This window comes from Subtercola sp. RTI3 (genome assembly GCF_035018625.1).
GTDB lineage: Bacteria > Actinomycetota > Actinomycetes > Actinomycetales > Microbacteriaceae > Subtercola > Subtercola vilae.
Map to the genome: position 1 here is coordinate 64,745 of NZ_JASJXO010000001.1, position 16,886 is coordinate 81,630.

A 16,886-nucleotide genomic window follows, 5' to 3' on the forward strand; every position below is an offset into this window, starting at 1 on the left:
AGCACACGAAAACGATGACACTCGAAACTGCCCAGCAGCAGGAAGTGCTCATTGTGACCGGAATGTCGGGCGCCGGGCGATCGACGGTGGCGAACGCCCTCGAAGATCTCGGCTGGTACGTGGTCGACAACCTGCCGCCGCAGATGCTGCGCCCGCTGGTCGACCTGGCCGAGCACGCCGGCTCCACGCTGCCGCGCCTGGCCGCGGTGGTCGACGTTCGCGGCCGCGATTTCTTCTCAGATCTGCAAGAGATCATCCAGGCTCTCCGCAGCGGCATTCAGGTTCGCGTCGTGTTCCTCGAGGCCACCGATGCGGCGCTGGTCAGGCGTTTCGAGCAGGTCAGGCGACCGCATCCGCTGCAGGGCAACGGAACCCTGCTCGACGGCATCGGTGCAGAACGCGCCCGCATGACCGCCATTCGCGAGTCGAGCGACATCATCATCGACACCTCAGACCTGAACGTGCATCAGCTTGCAACGGCGGTCGCAGACCGGTTCTCGGCCGTCGGCACAGCGGGAGTGCAAGTCACCATCATGAGTTTCGGCTTCAAGTACGGCGCGCCCTCCGACGCCGACGCCATGGCCGACTGCCGGTTCATTCCGAACCCATTCTGGATTCCCGAACTGCGAGACAAAACCGGCCTCGACGCCGAGGTCAGCGACTATGTTCTCGCCCAGGAAGGTGCTGAAGATTTCATTGAGAATTACGCCAAGGCGCTCTCACCTGTTTTGGCCGGCTATCAGCGTGAGAACAAACGCCACGCCACAATTGCCATAGGCTGCACGGGCGGCAAACACCGATCGGTTGCTGTCGCACGCAGACTCGCCGAGTTGATCAGCACGAATCCCGGCGTCGTCGTCAGCGTCAAACACCGCGACCTGGGTCGCGAATAACGGTAGTCGACCGGCCCTGTGACCCAGGAGCCGGCCAGACACCGCACGAAGGAGATGGAAGAGATTGGCTCTTACTGCCGATGTCAAAAACGAACTGACGGCTGTCGCTGTCACGAAGACGGCGGCCCGCGCGGCCGAAGTCGCCACCATTCTGCGCTTCGCCGGCGGCCTGCACCTGATTTCGGGCCGCATCGCCATCGAGGCTGAACTCGATACGCAAGAGCTCGTCAAACGCGTGCGCAAAGACCTGGCCGAACTCTACGGGGTTCGGGGTGACGTCTCGCTCGTGCCCGCCTCTGGCGTACGCCGCAGCAGCTACTATCTCGTTCGTGTGCTCGACGGCGGTGAGACCCTCGCCCGCCAGACTGGGCTTCTGGATGCTCGCCGCCGGCCCATCCGCGGCCTTCCGAACCGTCTCACCACGGGTTCAGCAGACGAACTGGCCGCCGTCTGGCGGGGGGCCTTCCTCGCCCAGGGCTCGCTCACCGATCCGGGCCGCTCTGCGGCCCTCGAAATCGTCTGCCCCGGCAATGAATCTGCTATGGCTCTCGTCGGTGCAGCGGCTCGGCTGCACGTCGGCTCGAAGGCACGTGAGGTGCGCGGAGTGCATCGCGTGGTCATCCGCGACGGCGAAGCCATTGCCTCGATGCTCAGCCTGATGGGCGCGAAAGAGTCGGTCAGCCGCTGGGAGGAGATGCGCCAGCGCCGGGAGGTTCGCGCCACCGCCAACCGGCTCGTCAACTTCGACGATGCCAACCTGCGCCGCTCGGCACAGGCCGCCGTTGCCGCGTGTTCACGGGTCGAACGAGCTCTCGAAATCATTGGCGACGAGGTTCCCGACCACCTGAAGTACGCGGGGGCGTTGCGGCTGAACTTTCGAGACGCAAGCCTCGACGAGCTCGGCCACCACGCCGACCCGCCCATGACGAAAGACGCGATCGCGGGCCGCATCCGGCGCCTTCTCGCCATGGCCGACAAAAAGGCCAGCGACCTCGGCATCCCCGGAACCGACGCGAATCTGCCCCCCGATCTCGACGACTGAAGTTCGGGAAGCATTCAGAAGCCGTGCGGCTTACATCAATAGACTGATCAGGTCGCACAATCGCAACACCAAGTACAAGGAGACACAATGGCTGAATACACACTTCCAGATCTTCCCTACGACTACGCCGCTCTCGAGCCGCACATCAGTGCGACCATCATGCAGCTGCACCACGACAAGCACCACGCGACCTATGTCGCCGGGGCGAACACGGCACTGGCCCAGCTCGCCGACGCTCGCGACTCCGAGAACCTCGCCGCGGTCAACAAGCTCGAGAAAGACCTGGCTTTCAACCTCGGCGGCCACGTCAACCACTCCATCTTCTGGACCAACCTCTCTCCCGAAGGCGGAGAGCCCACGGGTGAGCTTTCGAGCGCCATCGATGAGAACTTCGGTTCGTTCGACAAGTTCAAGGCTCACTTCACTGCAGTCGCGCTCGGCGTGCAGGGCTCCGGATGGTCGGTGCTGGCCTACGACGTCATCGGCAAGAAGATCAGCATCTTCCAGCTCTTCGATCAGCAGGGCAACGTTCCGTTCGGACTCGTTCCGCTGCTCATGCTCGATGTGTGGGAGCACGCCTACTACATCGACTACAAGAACGTTCGCGCCGACTACGTGAAGGCATTCTGGAACATCGTGAACTGGGAGAACGTCGCCGCCCGCTACGCCGCAGCCGCATCGAAGACCGACGGCCTGCTGGTACTCTGAAGCGATGCTTTTGCCGGGCCCCGCGAAGGGGCCCGGCACCATTTTGATGCACGGTAACCACCATCTTGCCCCTCGGGGCCCCAGTCACAGGAGCACTACGTGTCCGTAAAGATCGGTATCAACGGCTTTGGCCGTATCGGCCGCAACTACTTCCGAGCGGCCCTCGCCAAGGGCAGCGACATCGAGATCGTCGCAGTCAACGACCTCACCGACAACAAGGCGCTTGCGCACCTGCTCAAGTACGACACCATCGGTGGCCGTCTCGACGCCACGGTTGAGCTCGACGGCGACAATATCATCGTGAACGGCAAGCCCATCCTGGTGCTGGCCGAGCGTGACCCTGCCAACCTCCCGTGGGGCGAGCTGGGTGTCGACATCGTCATCGAGTCGACCGGCCGCTTCACCAAGGCCGAAGACGCTCGCAAGCACATCCAGGGCGGCGCCAAGAAGGTCATCGTGTCGGCTCCCGCAACGGGCGACGGCGTGGCAACTCTGGTTCTCGGCGTCAACGAGGGCACCTACGACCCGGCCATTCACGACATCATCTCGAACGCGTCGTGCACCACGAACTGCCTCGCGCCGCTCGCCAAGGTGTTCATGGACAACTTCGGCATCGAGCGTGGCCTCATGACCACGGTTCACGCCTACACCGCCGACCAGAACCTGCAAGACGGCCCGCACAGCGACCTGCGCCGCGCCCGTGCCGCCGCAGCGAACATCATCCCGACGTCGACCGGTGCCGCCAAGGCCCTTGGCCTCGTCATTCCCGAGCTCGTCGGCAAGCTCGACGGCTACGCACTACGCGTACCCGTGCCCACCGGTTCGATCACCGACCTCACGGTCGAGTCGTCGCGCATCGTGACGGTCGACGAGGTCAACGCGGCCTACAAGGCTGCTGCTGAGGGCCCCCTCAAAGGAATCCTGAAGTACACCGAAGACGAGATCGTGTCGAGCGACATCGTCGGAGACCCGCACTCCTCGATCTTCGACGCCGGCCTGACGAAGGTCATCGGCAACCAGGTCAAGGTTGCTTCGTGGTACGACAACGAGTGGGGCTACTCCAACCGTCTCGTCGACATCACCGAGTACGTCGCAGACAAGCTCTGAGCCTACGGTTTCGCCGGCCCGGCCGGCAGAACAAATACATCTGCGAGATAGGTAAGACGAGAAGTGACGATACGAACCCTTGAGTCCCTCGGGTCGCTGGCTGGCAAGACTGTTCTTGTTCGCTGCGACCTGAACGTGCCGTTGAAAGACGGCATCATCACCGACGACGGGCGAGTACGCGCGTCACTTCCCACACTGAAGGCGCTTGCCTCCCAGGGTGCCCGGGTGGTCATTGTGAGCCACCTCGGGCGCCCTGAGGGCACGCCCGAAGCGAAGTACAGCCTGGCACCGGTTGCGGCCCGGCTGGCTGAGCTCCTCGAAACACCCGTCGCCTTCGCAGGCGACACCGTCGGAGCCGAGGCGGCTGCGGCTGTCTCCGGTCTTTCCGACGGCGGTTACGCACTGCTCGAGAACCTGCGTTTCAACGCGGGGGAGACGAGTAAGTCGGCCGACGAACGACGTGCCTTCGCCGAAGAGCTGGTGAGTGCATCCGGAGCTGACGCGTTCGTGTCAGACGGCTTCGGGGTCGTGCACCGCAAGCAGGCGAGCGTGTTCGAGCTGGCAGAAATTCTTCCGAGCGCGGCGGGCCTGCTCATTCAGGCTGAGCTCGAGGTTCTCGACAAGCTCACCGAGACACCGACCCGACCGTACACGGTCGTTCTGGGTGGCTCGAAGGTGAGCGACAAGCTCGGCGTGATCGGGCACCTGCTGCCCAAGGTCGACTCGCTGCTCATCGGCGGCGGCATGCTCTTCACGTTCCTTGCGGCGCAGGGTTTTCAGGTGGGCGCGAGCCTGCTCGAGAAAGACCAGATCGAGACCGTGAAGGGCTACCTCGAGAAGGCGGCCGAGCTCGGTGTCAGCATCGTTCTGCCCACCGACGTGGTCGTGGCTTCGAAGTTCGGCGCCGACGCCGAACACACCGTGACGTCGGCCGAACGCATCGAAGAGACGCCGTTCGGTCAGAATGGGCTCGGTCTCGACATCGGGCCCGACACCGCCGCTACCTTCGCTAGCATCATCGCCGCGTCGCACACCGTGTTCTGGAACGGCCCGATGGGCGTCTTCGAACTCGCACCCTTCGCCGAAGGCACCCGCGTGGTTGCCGCGGCACTCACCACCGTCGACGGCCTCGCCGTCGTCGGTGGCGGCGACTCGGCTTCGGCCGTGCGCGCCCTCGGTTTCACAGATGACCAGTTCGGTCACATTTCTACGGGCGGCGGTGCCAGCCTCGAATTCTTGGAGGGCAAACGCCTCCCCGGCCTGGAGGTACTCGGATGGTAAGCAGCACTCAGCCCGGCGGTCGCATTCCGCTCATCGCCGGCAACTGGAAGATGAACCTCGACCACCTGCAGTCGATCGCGTTCGTGCAGAAGCTCGCCTGGAACCTCAAAGACGCCAGCCACAGCTACTCCGACGTCGAGGTTGCCATCTTCCCGCCGTTCACCGACCTGCGTTCGGTGCAGACGCTCATCTCAGCCGACAAGCTCGAGCTCGCCTACGGTGGCCAAGACCTGTCGGCCGCTGACTCGGGTGCCTACACCGGCGAGATCTCAGGTCAGTTCCTGGCCAAGCTCGATTGCGCCTACGTCATCATCGGGCACTCCGAGCGCCGCACCATGCACAACGAGACCGATGAGGTCGTCGCGGCCAAGGTGGCTGCAGCCCTCAAGCACGGCCTCGTTCCCGTGCTGTGTGTTGGCGAGACGGCTGAAGACCTTGAGAAGTTCGGCCCAAGTGCGGTTCCCGTCGCCCAGCTGAAGGCCGCCCTTGTGGGCGTGCCGTCGACCGCGAACATCGTCGTCGCCTACGAGCCCGTCTGGGCCATCGGCTCGGGCCAGGCGGCCACGCCTGAGCAGGCCGAAAACGTCTGTGCGGCACTCCGCACGGTTCTCGCCGAGACACTGAGCGACGAGGCCGCCGCGGCCACACGCATCCTGTACGGCGGTTCGGTGAAGTCGGGCAACATCGCCGGTTTCATGCGTGAGCCGAACGTCGATGGCGCACTGGTGGGCGGGGCGAGCCTCGACCTCGACGAGTTCAGCGCCATCGTGCGGTTCAAGAAGCACGTCGGCGTGTAACGCACGGTATACTTGCCCTTGGTCTGCGGGGGGCCACCGTCTCCCGTTTTGTGTGAAAGGTTATCTGTTGCAAATCCTCCAGGTTGTCTTGCAGGTTCTGCTCGGCATAACCAGTCTGTTGCTGACTCTGCTCATTCTGCTTCACCGCGGTCGCGGTGGAGGCCTGTCTGACATGTTCGGCGGCGGCGTCACATCCAACCTCGGTGCATCAGGCGTCGCAGAACGCAACCTGAACCGCATCACGGTGATTCTCGGGCTTGTGTGGGTTTCCTGCATCGTCGTGCTCGGTCTCATCACCAAGTTCGACACCGGAAACTAGGGGAAATTCCATGGCATCAGGCGGCAGCGCAATTAGAGGTTCACGTGTCGGCGCGGGCCCCATGGGGGAGCAAGACCGCGGCTACCACGCCGACCGCATCAAGGTCTCCTACTGGGACGCCTTGGGCAACGAGACCGTACGCTACTTCGCGGCGAATCTCCCCATCGACGAGATCCCCGAGACCATCGACTCTCCCCAGTCGGGTCTTCCTGCTGGTCGCGACCAGCTGAACCCGCCCTCGGTCGCAAAGCTCGAGCCCTACAAGACGCACCTCGCATACGTCAAAGAGCGCCGCACCGAAGAAGAGGCCGCCCAGCTTCTTGAAGATGCGCTTGCGCAGCTTCGCGCGCGTCGCGGCACGGCGGCTCCGGTCGCCAAGTAGTTCTCAGCACTTAACGTAAGAAGCCGCCCGGTTCACGCCGGGCGGCTTCTTACGTTAGACGGGCACAGGGCACCGGCCGACGTCTGGCAATCAATTGGTGTCGTGTTCTGTATCTGCCGACGCCGGGTCGCAACCGTCGTCACCCGAGTAGTCGGCTGTGACGACGTGTGTGCCACGCGTGCTGAAGATCCACGAAGCAAGCGCGTTGCCCGACGCATCGATGTTCGCCGAACCGATCAGCACGCCATTCTCATGAAACAACACGACGCCGGTGTGAGTGCCGGGTGACGCGCAGTAGACGTTCGCGGAGAACGTGACCGTGGCCCCTGCTCTTGATGTTCCCGGGTGGTTCACCACGTCGAGGTACGACGGGTTGGTTACCTTCACCGTGGCGGTGGCCGAGGTTCCCGAACACGAGGTGGTCGGCGAACTCGTCGCGGTTATCAGATGCGGTCCCGGCTGCAGACTGCTTGTTTCGAACACGGCCGTGCCCGACGCATCGAGCTTGAGCGTCGACAGGGGTGAACCCCGGTCATCCAGCACCACCGTCGTGCCGAGCACGGGCGCCGCGCAGGTGAGATGCACAGAGAAATCGACGCGGTCGCCCTCGTGGGAATGTACTGGTGAGGAGCTCATCGAGAGAGACGCCGTGAATCGTTGCGCCGCAAGAACCAGGCCGCCGTCATCGTATGCCGTCACCAGTGTTGCCACATTGGTGGGGCCGAACCCCGGCACTGGCTTCGGGGTACCGATGATTGCCGTCGTAGGGCAGTCGGCCTGTTCACAGTAGACATCTGTGCCCCACGAGAGTACCGACCCGTCGCTCCGCAATGCCAGAGCGAAATCTTCGCCTAGCGAGACTGACACAATACCGCTGCCTGCGGCGAGTGGCGCCGGCATAGCGAGGGGGTTTGGATGAGTTGCATTGTCTGCCACGCCCGAACCGAACTGGCCGCAGGCATTCGACCCCCAGGCCCACAGAGAGCCGTCACTTCTCAGCGCCATTGAGGTCTCGTCGTCACCCCCGCGTGATTTGCACCCGGATCCGGCGATGCCCGACTTGTGGTTGTAGTGATTCGTACCGTCAATCGAGACGACCCCGCTACCACTACCGAAGGCTGTCGTAACGGGCGCGAACCGATTGCTGATGGATCCGTCGCCCAGCTGCCCATTCTCGTTGTCTCCCCAGGCCCAGACCGACCCATCAGACTTCAGCGCGAGCGAATACTCCTGGGCAGCAATGATCTGCACCACTCCACTACCAGCACCGAACGGGAGCTGGACTGGAACGAGCACATTTCCTGATCCCGTACCAATTCCGACGTCACCGTAGTCGTTGTCACCCCAGCCCCACACAGACCCATCAGACTTCAACGCGAGAGCGTGGTTAGCCCCGGCGGAAATTGCAATGACGCCCGAACCGGCGCCAAGTGTGGGCACCTGGGTCGGCACCACGTGTATGACTCCAGATCCGTCACCTTGCTGCCCCTGGTCGGCTTGACCCCATGCCCACACAGAACCATCGCTCTTCAACGCGAGCGAGAACGACCCACCAGCCTTCACCGAGACCACACCACTTCCGGCGCTTATGCCAACGACTGAAACAGGGCTCACAGACGGGGTCATGCCCCCGTCACCCAGTTCGCCCCAGTATCCATAGCCGGAAGCGAGCACCGATCCGTCACGCTTCAGCGCAAGGGTGTGATATCTCGAACTCGACACATCGAGAACATCTGTGCCCCAGAGACTCAGTGCTTCTGGCGTGCCACGCTGCGTACTGGTTCCATCGCCCATAACGCCAATGGCGGTTGGATGCGCGCCCCAGGAATTGCCGTTGTCACCCCACCCCCAAAAGCCTGAAACCCCCGGGGTCGTCGTCGCCAAGGCAGGCGACACTCCACCCGACAACAGCGCAACGGCCACAACGCCGACCAAACCCATGCTTCGAAACTTCATACCCACGCTCACTCACGCGACATCGAGCGTTCGCTTACACAATCGCTCGCGAGCGAAGACGTTCTCCACCCATATGAGAGAGTGGGGATGGGCCTGTCTATTACGCCGCTTTCGCCCGAACAGACTCAGTAGGAGGGCGCGATGAGGCTTTCGGGCACCTCGGCGGCAGCGTCTTTGTCGACGAAGAAGACGGTGCGCTTGCGGCCCTGGGCGCCGGCAGCAGGCACCTCTTCGATGGATGCACCGGCGAGGGCGAGCCCGAGAGGTGACGCCTTGTCGGCGCCGGCCATGACCAGCCAGATGCGGTCGGCCGACTGGATGACCGGGAGGGTGAGGCTGAGCCGCAGCGGCGGCGGCTTGGGGGAGTTCAGCACCGAGACGACGGTCTTCTCGGTCTCGCGAATTCCAGCGAGGCCGGGGAACAGCGACGCGATGTGACCGTCGGGGCCAACTCCGAGAAACATGATGTCGAAGCGCGGGTACCGTGCGCCATCCGGAGCCGCCTCGTCGAGCTGGCGGGCATAGTCGGCCGCTGCCTCGTCGATATCGGCGATCTGGTCGGTGGAGGCGAAGGCGTGAATCTTCGCCTCATCGACCGGGATGTGGTTCAGCAGAGCCTCGCGGGCCTGCAGGTCGTTGCGATCGGCGCTGGACGCCTCGACGAAACGCTCGTCGCCCCACCAGAAACTGATGCGATGCCAGTCGACGTTGTTTTGCGCCGGCGAGTTCTTGATGGCTGCCAGAACGGCGGTATTCACGCTACCGCCGCTCAGCACGACATGAGCTTCGTCGTACTCGTCAAGGATGTCGATGATCTTTGTGATGAACCGGGCGGCTACAGCCCCGGCCAAAGAGTCTTTATCGGGATGAACGAGAACACGACGGTCTGTTGTCATTGATTCCAGCCTTCACAGCTACTTAGGAACGGCTTTGGAAGCCTACTTCAGTCGATTCGAAGAGCTCAGCGAGCCCAACGGAGATCACTTCACCATACAGGTCGTCAGGGTCGAGCCTGCGCAGTTCTTCGGCCAGGCAGTCACGGAGGTTGCGACGTGGTAGGGCGAGGTCGTGTGTGGGCTGATTGGGCTGAATGAGCGTCGCCACGTTGGGAATCTCGCGCGTCAGGTCGATGGTGCCCGACTCGCGAACGAGCTTGACACTGTGAATGCCGCTCGACCCGTTCGCCCGCTGGGTGAGGCCGTACGTGACCGGCACCTTCAGCTGGTGACCGAGCCAGGCCGCGAGCAGCAGAGTGGAGGGAGAATCGGATGCTCCCTGAACCTCGACCGCGGTGACCGGCTCATACGGGGGCTGGTCGAGCACAGCTGCCAGCTGCGCCCTCCACAGGGTGAGGCGAGTCCACGCGAAGTCGGTATCGCCGGGCGCATACGTCTCTGAGAGACGGATCAGCGACTCGACCGGGTTCGGGTGGTTCGACGCGTCGGTGATGCGGCGCTGGGCGATGCGGCCGAGGCTCGACGTCGACGCCTTCTCGGGGCTCTCGCCGGGCCACCAGACCACGACGGGTGCATCGGGCAGAAGCAGACCGGTGACGAGGCCTTCTTCGTCTGAGGCGGCTGCGCCGTAGGCCTTGAGTAACACGACCTCGCTGGCGCCTGCGTCGCCACCGACGCGGATCTGGGCATCCAGTCGCGCACCGCGACCACTGCGGGCACCGTCGGTCTCGCTGTCGGTCGACACGACGATGACGCGCATCGGATGCTCGCGCGAGGCGTCGTTGGCGGCCTCGATGGCCTCCTCTTCGTGCCCCAGGCTCGTGCGGATGACCAGCGTCAGAACACGCCCGAGGGCGACAGCGCCACCCTCTTCACGAATCTTGACGAGGGCTTTCGAGATCTTGCTGGTATTGGTGTCGGGAAAGTCGACGATCACGGGCGTCTCCAGGTTCTGCCGTCGCGGGAAAGAAGTTCATCGGCCGAGTCGGGGCCCCAAGTTCCGGGGCGGTACTGGTCGGGCTGGCCCTGCGTCGCCCAGTACTCCTCGATGGGGTCGAGGATCTTCCACGACAGCTCCACCTCCTGGTGGCGTGGGAAGAGGGGCGGGTCACCGAGCAGAACGTCGAGGATCAGGCGTTCGTAGGCCTCAGGGGAGGCCTCGGTGAACGCGTGGCCATAACCGAAGTCCATGGTCACGTCGCGCACCTGAACACCGGCACCGGGCACCTTCGAGCCGAACCGGATGGTCACACCCTCGTCGGGCTGAACCCTGATGACGAGGGCATTCGAGCCGAGCTCAGACGTCTGAGCCTCAGCGAAGAGGTGCTGGGGCGCACGCTTGAACACCACGGCGATCTCAGTGACGCGGCGGCCGAGGCGCTTGCCCGCACGCAGATAGAACGGCACGCCGTTCCAGCGACGGGTGGCGATGTCGAGGCGCACCGCGGCATAGGTCTCGGTGGTCGAGTCGGGGTTCATACCGTCTTCTTCGAGGAAGCCGGGCACGTACTCACCGCCCTGCCAGCCGCTCGAATACTGGCCTCGAGCCGTGGAATGGCTGAGGTCTTCGGGAAGCTTGACAGCCGCCAGCACCTTCTCCTTCTCGGCACGCAGGTCTGCGGCGTTGAACGAGATGGGCTCTTCCATTGCGGTGAGGGCCATGAGCTGAAGCAGGTGGTTCTGGATGACGTCGCGTGCCGCGCCGATGCCATCGTAGTAGCCGGCCCGGCCGCCAACGCCGATGTCTTCGGCCATCGTGATCTGCACGTGGTCGACGTAGTTTGCGTTCCAGATGGGCTCGTAGAGCTGGTTCGCGAAGCGCAGAGCGAGGATGTTCTGCACGGTCTCTTTGCCGAGATAGTGGTCGATGCGAAAGACGTCGTCAGGTGCGAACACCGATTCGACCACATCGTTCAGCTCACGAGCCGTCTTCAGGTCGCTGCCGAACGGCTTCTCGATGACCACGCGGCGCCACTGGCCGGGCTCCGGGTGAGCGAGGCCAGAACGTCGAAGCTGCTCGGTGACCAGCGGGAACGCCTTCGGGGGGATAGAGAGGTAGAACGCGTGGTTGCCCATGGTGCCCCGGTGGGCGTCCAGCTCGGCGATGGTCTCTTTCAGGTGCACGAACGCCTGGTCATCGTCGAATTCGCCCGAGACGAAACGGATACCCTCCGACAGCTGGCGCCACACGTCTTCATCGAAGGGCGTGCGCGCGTACTCTTTGACGGCGTCGTGAACGACGCGCTCGAAGTCTTGGTCTTCCCAGTCGCGGCGGGCGAACCCGACGAGCGAGAAGCCTGGAGGCAAGAGCCCCCGGCTGGCCAGATCGTAAACCGCTGGCATCAGTTTCTTGCGGGAGAGGTCGCCGGTCACACCGAAGATCACGAGGGCGCTGGGCCCCGCGATGCGGTTGAGTCGGCGGTCTTTCGCAAGTCTGAGCGGATTGTAATCCGGAGTGATTTCTACCGGGGGCATCTTGCTCCTTGTACTAGTACAGTGACGCTTCGGGTGAGCGCTGGATCGTTATTTGACGGCGTCGAACAACGTCGAGACGTTGACGGCGGGGTCGGTCAGGTTGAGCCGCAGAACCGGGCGGCCGTGCTGTTCGAGAACAGCCGCGTCACCCGCTGCCTGGGCCTTTATGAGCTGGCCGAAGGTGAACGGCCGCTCGGGAATGGTGAGATCGCTGGGCGCGTTCTCGGTGATCTGCAGGAACACGCCGACGGCGGGGCCGCCCTTGTGGAACTGACCGGTCGAGTGCAGAAACCGAGGGCCCCAGCCGAACGTCACTGGGCGAGCGATCTTCGACGCGAGGGCATCTCGCAGCTCAACGAGCTGGGGGAGCGAGAGCCGGTCGACATATGCCTGGATCGACACATACCCGTCGGTCGGCATCTCGGCCAACAGGGCTGACACAGCGGCTGCGATGGAGTCGACACCGGAGACGACCGATGCGGTACCCCGAACCTCGATGCCGCCGGCTGTGAACGCCGGGGCTTCGGGCGCAGGCTGCGCGTCGAGCAGGCCGCGCGTGGCGACCTTAGCCGACTCCACGTCGGGCTGGTCGAACGGGTTGATGCCGAGCAGGCGCCCGGCGACAGCCACGGCGTACTCCCACGCGAGAATCATTCCGCCGAGCGAACCGCTCATGAGAATCTCGCCCTCGTGGCGGTTCTGCGGGAACAGGTGGAACTGGTCGGCATCTTTCACCAGGCGCACGATCTGCACGTCGTCGAGCTTCTCGGTGAGCTCGGGCGACGTCGTGTCGAGAACGACCGGCAGCAGACCGCGGCCGATCTTTCCCGTCGACTCGGCGATCAGCTGTTCGACCCAGTCACCGAAGCCCACGATGTGGGTTCCGTCGGCCACGATGCCCAGCTTGTTCTTCAGGGGAGAAGTGCCGGCGATGGCAGCCCCGAGGATGAGCCCGGGGTTGTCGGCGTCGTCAGTGGCCAGGTACAGCTCGATTGCCTCGGCTTCGTCGAGCAGCTCGCCTATGTCGGCACCTGCGAGCCCCGACGGCACGAGGCCGAACGCGGTCAGCGCGGAGAACCGGCCGCCCACGGTGGGGTCTGCGGTGAACACGCGGTAGCCGTCGGCACGAGCGGATGCCTCGAGAGGCGAACCGGGGTCGGTCACGACGATGATGCGCTCTTTCGGGTCGATTCCGATGTCTCGGAACGCCTTCTCGTACGAGCGCTTCTGGCTGTCGGTCTCGACGGTCGAACCCGACTTCGACGAGACCACGAGCACGGTCGTGGCGAGGCGGTCGGCGAGGGCCGCCTCGACCTGCGTGGGGGCTGTCGAATCGAGCACAGTCAGCTCGACGCCGGCCGTGCGGGTGATGACCTCGGGAGCGAGCGACGAACCACCCATCCCCGCGAGAACGATGTGGTTCACGCCTGTGGCGAGCAGCTCAGCGCGAAGCGCCTCGATCTCGGCGACAAGCGGCCGCGAGATCGAGACCGCTTCGGTCCAGCCGAGACGCTGCGACGCCTCTGCCTCGGCCTCGGGGCCCCAGAGCGCCGGGTCGAGCCCGGTGATGCTCGAGGCCACGAGGTCACTGACCAGCTGCCCGACGTGTGTCTCGACAGCTACCGCAGCAGCGCCCGTGACATGGACGCGAACGCTCATGCGTTGTCGGCGCTCTTGGCGCCGTCGAGTGCCGTCTGAACGGTTTCGAGCAGTTCGTTCCACGACACGATGAACTTCTCGACGCCTTCCTTCTCGAGCAACTCGGTGACCTCGGCGTACGAGATGCCCTGCGCCGCGATGGCGTCGAGAACCTTGTTGGCCGTGGCGTAGCTGCCGGAGATGGTGTTGCCGGCGACGACGCCGTGATCGAACGTGGCGTCGAGGGTCTTCTCGGGCATGGTGTTGACAACCTCGGGCGCCGCGAGCTCGACCACGTAGGTCGTGTCGAGAACATCGGGGTCCTTCACACCGGTGGAGGCCCAGAGGGGGCGCTGCTTGTTGGCACCGGCAGCGAGAAGAACCTTCGCGCGCTCGGTGGTGAAGGCCTGCTCGTAGACCTCGTAGGCCAGCTGTGCGTTGGCGACGCCGGCCTTGCTCTTCAACGCGAGGGCGTCTTCGGTTCCGATAGCCACAAGACGCTTGTCGATCTCGGTGTCGACGCGCGACACGAAGAACGAAGCGACCGAGTGGATCTTCGAGAGGTCGATGCCGGCGGCCTGGGCCTGCTCGAGGCCCGCCAGGTACGCGTTGATGACGTCGCGGTAGCGATCGAGGCTGAAGATCAGCGTCACGTTCACGCTGATGCCGGCCGCAATGGTGGCCGTGATGGCCTCGAGACCCTCGATCGTCGCAGGAATCTTGATGAGCACGTTCTCTTTGTTCACCTTGTCGAACAGCTCTTTGGCCTGCGTGATGGTGGCGGCGGCATCGTTGGCGAAGCCGGGCTCGACCTCGATCGACACGCGGCCGTCGAAGCCGTTCGTGGCGTCGTAGATCGGGCGGAAGATGTCGCAACCCTGCGCCACATCGCTCGTGGTGATCTCGAACACAGCGTCGGTGACGGTGAAGTTCTTGGCGGCGAGCTCGCGAACCTGCTCGTCGTAGGCCTCACCCTTGGCCAGGGCAGAAGCGAAGATCGACGGGTTCGTGGTGACGCCCACGACGTTCTTCTCGGCGATGAGCTTCTGCAGGTTGTCGGTGCGCAGACGCTCGCGCGAGAGGTCGTCGAGCCAGATGCTGACACCGACGGCTGACAGCTGAGCGGTGGGAGTGGTGGTTCCTGTATCAGTCATTTGTTTTTCTCCTTGAAATCGAAAATCAGAGTGAAAGGCCGGCGAGCGACGTCTTGGCGGCTTCGATGGCGGCGCCGGTGGTCATGCCGAATTCGCGGAACAGGGTCTTGTAGTCAGCGGATGCACCGAAGTGCTCGATCGAGACGCTCTTGCCGGCGTCACCGACGTATGAACGCCAGGTCAGTGACAGGCCGGCCTCGATAGAGACGCGGGCCTTGACGGCCGTCGGCAGAACGCTCTCTCTGTACTCCGCGCTCTGCTCCTCGAACCACTCCAGCGACGGAGCGGAAACAACGCGGGCGTTGATCCCGTCTGCCTTCAGCAGTTCGCGCGCTTCGACGGCGATCTGAACCTCGGAACCCGTCGCGATGAAGATCACGTCGGGCGTGCCGTTCGGCGCCTCGGCGAGCACATACGCACCCTTCGAGACGTTCTTCGCCGACGCGAAGGTCTCGCCTTCGGCGTCGCCCTCACCGCGTGCATAGACGGGGATGTTCTGGCGGGTCAGTGCGATGCCAGCGGGGCCTTTACGGCGTTCGAGGATCGTCTTCCATGCCCAGGCGACCTCATTCGCGTCACCGGGACGAACCACGTCGAGTCCCGGGATCGCACGAAGCGTCGAGAGCTGCTCGATGGGCTGGTGGGTGGGGCCGTCTTCACCGAGCGCGACGGAGTCATGCGTCCAGACGAAGATCGACGGTGCCTTCATGAGCGCAGCGAGGCGTACGGCGGGGCGCATGTAGTCAGAGAAGATCAGGAATGTGCCACCGAACGGGCGCGTGTTGCCGTGCAGCACGATACCGTTCAGGATCGACGCCATCGCGTGCTCACGAATACCGAAGTGCAGTACGCGACCGTACTTGTTGCCCGTCCACTCGTGGGTCGAGTGCTCGGCCGGTACGAACGAGGCGCCCGACTCGATGGTCGTGTTGTTCGACTCGGCGAGGTCGGCAGACCCACCCCAGAACTCGGGCATGATGCCCGCGATGGCGTTGATGACCTTGCCGGAGGCGGCTCGAGTCGAAACCTCTTTGCCGGCCTCGAACACGGGCAGAACGTCATCGAAGCCCTCGGGCAGATCGCCCGTGAGAACGCGGTCGAGAAGCACCTTCTTCTCGGGGTTCGCTGCGGCCCAGGCATCGAACCCGACCTGCCACTCCTCGTGGGCGGCGGTGCCGCGAGTCAGTGCCTCACGAGTGTGGCTGATGACCTCATCGGCCACCTCGAACGTTTCGTCGGGGTTGAAGCCGAGAACCTCTTTGAGGCCCTTGAGTTCGTCTGCGCCGAGAGCCGAACCGTGGATTTTACCCGTGTTCTGCTTCTTCGGGCTCGGCCAGCCGATGATGGTCTTCAGGATGATCAGGCTGGGCTTCGACGTCTCGGCCTTAGCCACCTCGATGGCGTCGAACAGCGCGGCGACGTCTTCGACGTACACGCCGGTCTTCTTCCAGTCGACGACCTGCACGTGCCAGTGCAGCGCCTCGAAGCGCGCGTGCACGTCTTCGGTGAACGCGATATTGGTGTCGTCTTCGATCGAGATCTGGTTCGAGTCGTAGAACGCAATCAGGTTGCCGAGCTGCTGGTGACCGGCGAGAGAAGACGACTCGTTGGTGACGCCCTCCTCCATGTCACCGTCGCCGGCGATCGTGTAGACGAAGTGATCGAACGGGCTCGTGCCGGGTGCGGCATCCGGGTCGAACAGGCCACGCTCGAAACGCGAGGCGTAGGCGAAACCCACGGCGGAGGCGAGCCCCTGGCCGAGCGGGCCGGTGGTGATCTCCACGCCGTCGGTGTGGCCATACTCGGGGTGACCCGGTGTGAGCGAGCCCCACGTGCGCAGCTTCTTCAGGTCGTCGAGCTCGAGGCCGTAGCCGCCGAGGTACAGCTGGATGTACTGGGTCAGCGAGCTGTGGCCCACCGAGAGAATGAAGCGGTCGCGGCCGATCCACTCATTGTCGCTGGGGTCGCGTCGCATGACCTTCTGGAAGAGCAGGTACGCGGCCGGAGCGAGGCTGATCGCCGTTCCGGGGTGACCGTTGCCCACCTTTTCAACCGCGTCAGCAGCCAGAACTTTCGCTGTGCTTACGGCCTTGTCGTCAATAGATTCCCACTGCAGTGATGCCACGAGGTGTTGAGCCCTTCTTCAATTGCGGACGAGGGGAAGGGAGCCCCGGGGCA

15 protein-coding genes are annotated in these 16,886 nt (G+C 64.0%); 8 read left to right on the forward strand and 7 right to left on the reverse strand.

What is annotated here, in order from left to right; all coding sequences use genetic code 11:
- The first annotated feature begins 14 nt into the window (after positions 1–14).
- The 8 genes from rapZ to QN358_RS00415 all read left to right on the forward strand — a co-directional run bounded on the left by rapZ (position 15) and on the right by QN358_RS00415 (position 6,529).
- Complete coding sequence (gene rapZ, locus QN358_RS00380; RefSeq protein ID WP_136640506.1) at positions 15–893, forward strand: RNase adapter RapZ; 879 nt, start codon at positions 15–17, stop codon at positions 891–893.
- Positions 894–957: 64 nt separating this feature from the next.
- Positions 958–1,935 (forward strand): DNA-binding protein WhiA, encoded by a 978-nt coding sequence (gene whiA, locus QN358_RS00385; protein ID WP_136640505.1) that lies wholly within the window; start codon positions 958–960, stop codon positions 1,933–1,935.
- Between the two features lie 87 nt (positions 1,936–2,022).
- Positions 2,023–2,643 (forward strand): superoxide dismutase, encoded by a 621-nt coding sequence (locus QN358_RS00390; RefSeq protein WP_323511123.1) that lies wholly within the window; start codon positions 2,023–2,025, stop codon positions 2,641–2,643.
- A 99-nt stretch (positions 2,644–2,742) separates the two neighbouring features.
- Positions 2,743–3,750: a type I glyceraldehyde-3-phosphate dehydrogenase gene (gap, locus tag QN358_RS00395; RefSeq protein WP_136640503.1), complete on the forward strand. Its 1,008-nt coding sequence runs from the start codon at positions 2,743–2,745 to the stop codon at positions 3,748–3,750.
- A 63-nt stretch (positions 3,751–3,813) separates the two neighbouring features.
- Positions 3,814–5,031, forward strand: a complete 1,218-nt coding sequence (locus tag QN358_RS00400) for a phosphoglycerate kinase (protein WP_136640502.1) — start codon at positions 3,814–3,816, stop codon at positions 5,029–5,031.
- The gene (tpiA, locus tag QN358_RS00405; RefSeq protein ID WP_136640501.1) at positions 5,025–5,828 is read left to right on the forward strand and encodes a triose-phosphate isomerase; all 804 of its coding nucleotides are present in this window, start codon (positions 5,025–5,027) and stop codon (positions 5,826–5,828) included. Before QN358_RS00400 ends, tpiA begins: the two co-directional genes overlap by 7 nt.
- A gap of 67 nt (positions 5,829–5,895) precedes the next feature.
- A complete protein-coding gene (gene secG / locus QN358_RS00410) occupies positions 5,896–6,147 on the forward strand; it encodes a preprotein translocase subunit SecG (protein WP_136640500.1) in 252 nt (83 codons plus the stop codon).
- Positions 6,148–6,157: 10 nt separating this feature from the next.
- Entirely contained in the window at positions 6,158–6,529 is a 372-nt protein-coding gene (locus tag QN358_RS00415; RefSeq protein ID WP_136640499.1) for an RNA polymerase-binding protein RbpA, read from the forward strand.
- A gap of 90 nt (positions 6,530–6,619) precedes the next feature.
- Here the strand turns inward: QN358_RS00415 and QN358_RS00420 are convergent, their stop codons facing one another.
- The 7 genes from QN358_RS00420 to tkt all read right to left on the reverse strand — a co-directional run bounded on the left by QN358_RS00420 (position 6,620) and on the right by tkt (position 16,833).
- The gene (locus QN358_RS00420) at positions 6,620–8,485 is read right to left on the reverse strand and encodes an Ig-like domain repeat protein (protein ID WP_323511125.1); all 1,866 of its coding nucleotides are present in this window, start codon (positions 8,483–8,485) and stop codon (positions 6,620–6,622) included.
- Positions 8,486–8,610: 125 nt separating this feature from the next.
- Positions 8,611–9,381, reverse strand: coding sequence for a 6-phosphogluconolactonase (gene pgl, locus QN358_RS00425; RefSeq protein ID WP_136640497.1), 771 nt, complete (start codon positions 9,379–9,381; stop codon positions 8,611–8,613).
- A 22-nt stretch (positions 9,382–9,403) separates the two neighbouring features.
- Positions 9,404–10,378, reverse strand: coding sequence for a glucose-6-phosphate dehydrogenase assembly protein OpcA (locus QN358_RS00430; protein WP_136640496.1), 975 nt, complete (start codon positions 10,376–10,378; stop codon positions 9,404–9,406).
- Positions 10,375–11,916, reverse strand: a complete 1,542-nt coding sequence (gene zwf, locus QN358_RS00435; RefSeq protein WP_136640495.1) for a glucose-6-phosphate dehydrogenase — start codon at positions 11,914–11,916, stop codon at positions 10,375–10,377. The genes QN358_RS00430 and zwf overlap by 4 nt, the downstream gene beginning before the upstream one ends.
- 48 nt (positions 11,917–11,964) lie before the next feature.
- Positions 11,965–13,575 (reverse strand): glucose-6-phosphate isomerase, encoded by a 1,611-nt coding sequence (locus QN358_RS00440; protein ID WP_323511127.1) that lies wholly within the window; start codon positions 13,573–13,575, stop codon positions 11,965–11,967.
- On the reverse strand, positions 13,572–14,708 hold the full coding sequence (tal, locus tag QN358_RS00445) for a transaldolase (RefSeq protein ID WP_323511129.1): 1,137 nt from the start codon (positions 14,706–14,708) through the stop codon (positions 13,572–13,574). The genes QN358_RS00440 and tal overlap by 4 nt, the downstream gene beginning before the upstream one ends.
- Positions 14,709–14,733: 25 nt before the next feature.
- Entirely contained in the window at positions 14,734–16,833 is a 2,100-nt protein-coding gene (tkt, locus tag QN358_RS00450) for a transketolase (RefSeq protein ID WP_323511131.1), read from the reverse strand.
- Positions 16,834–16,886 lie beyond the last annotated feature (53 nt).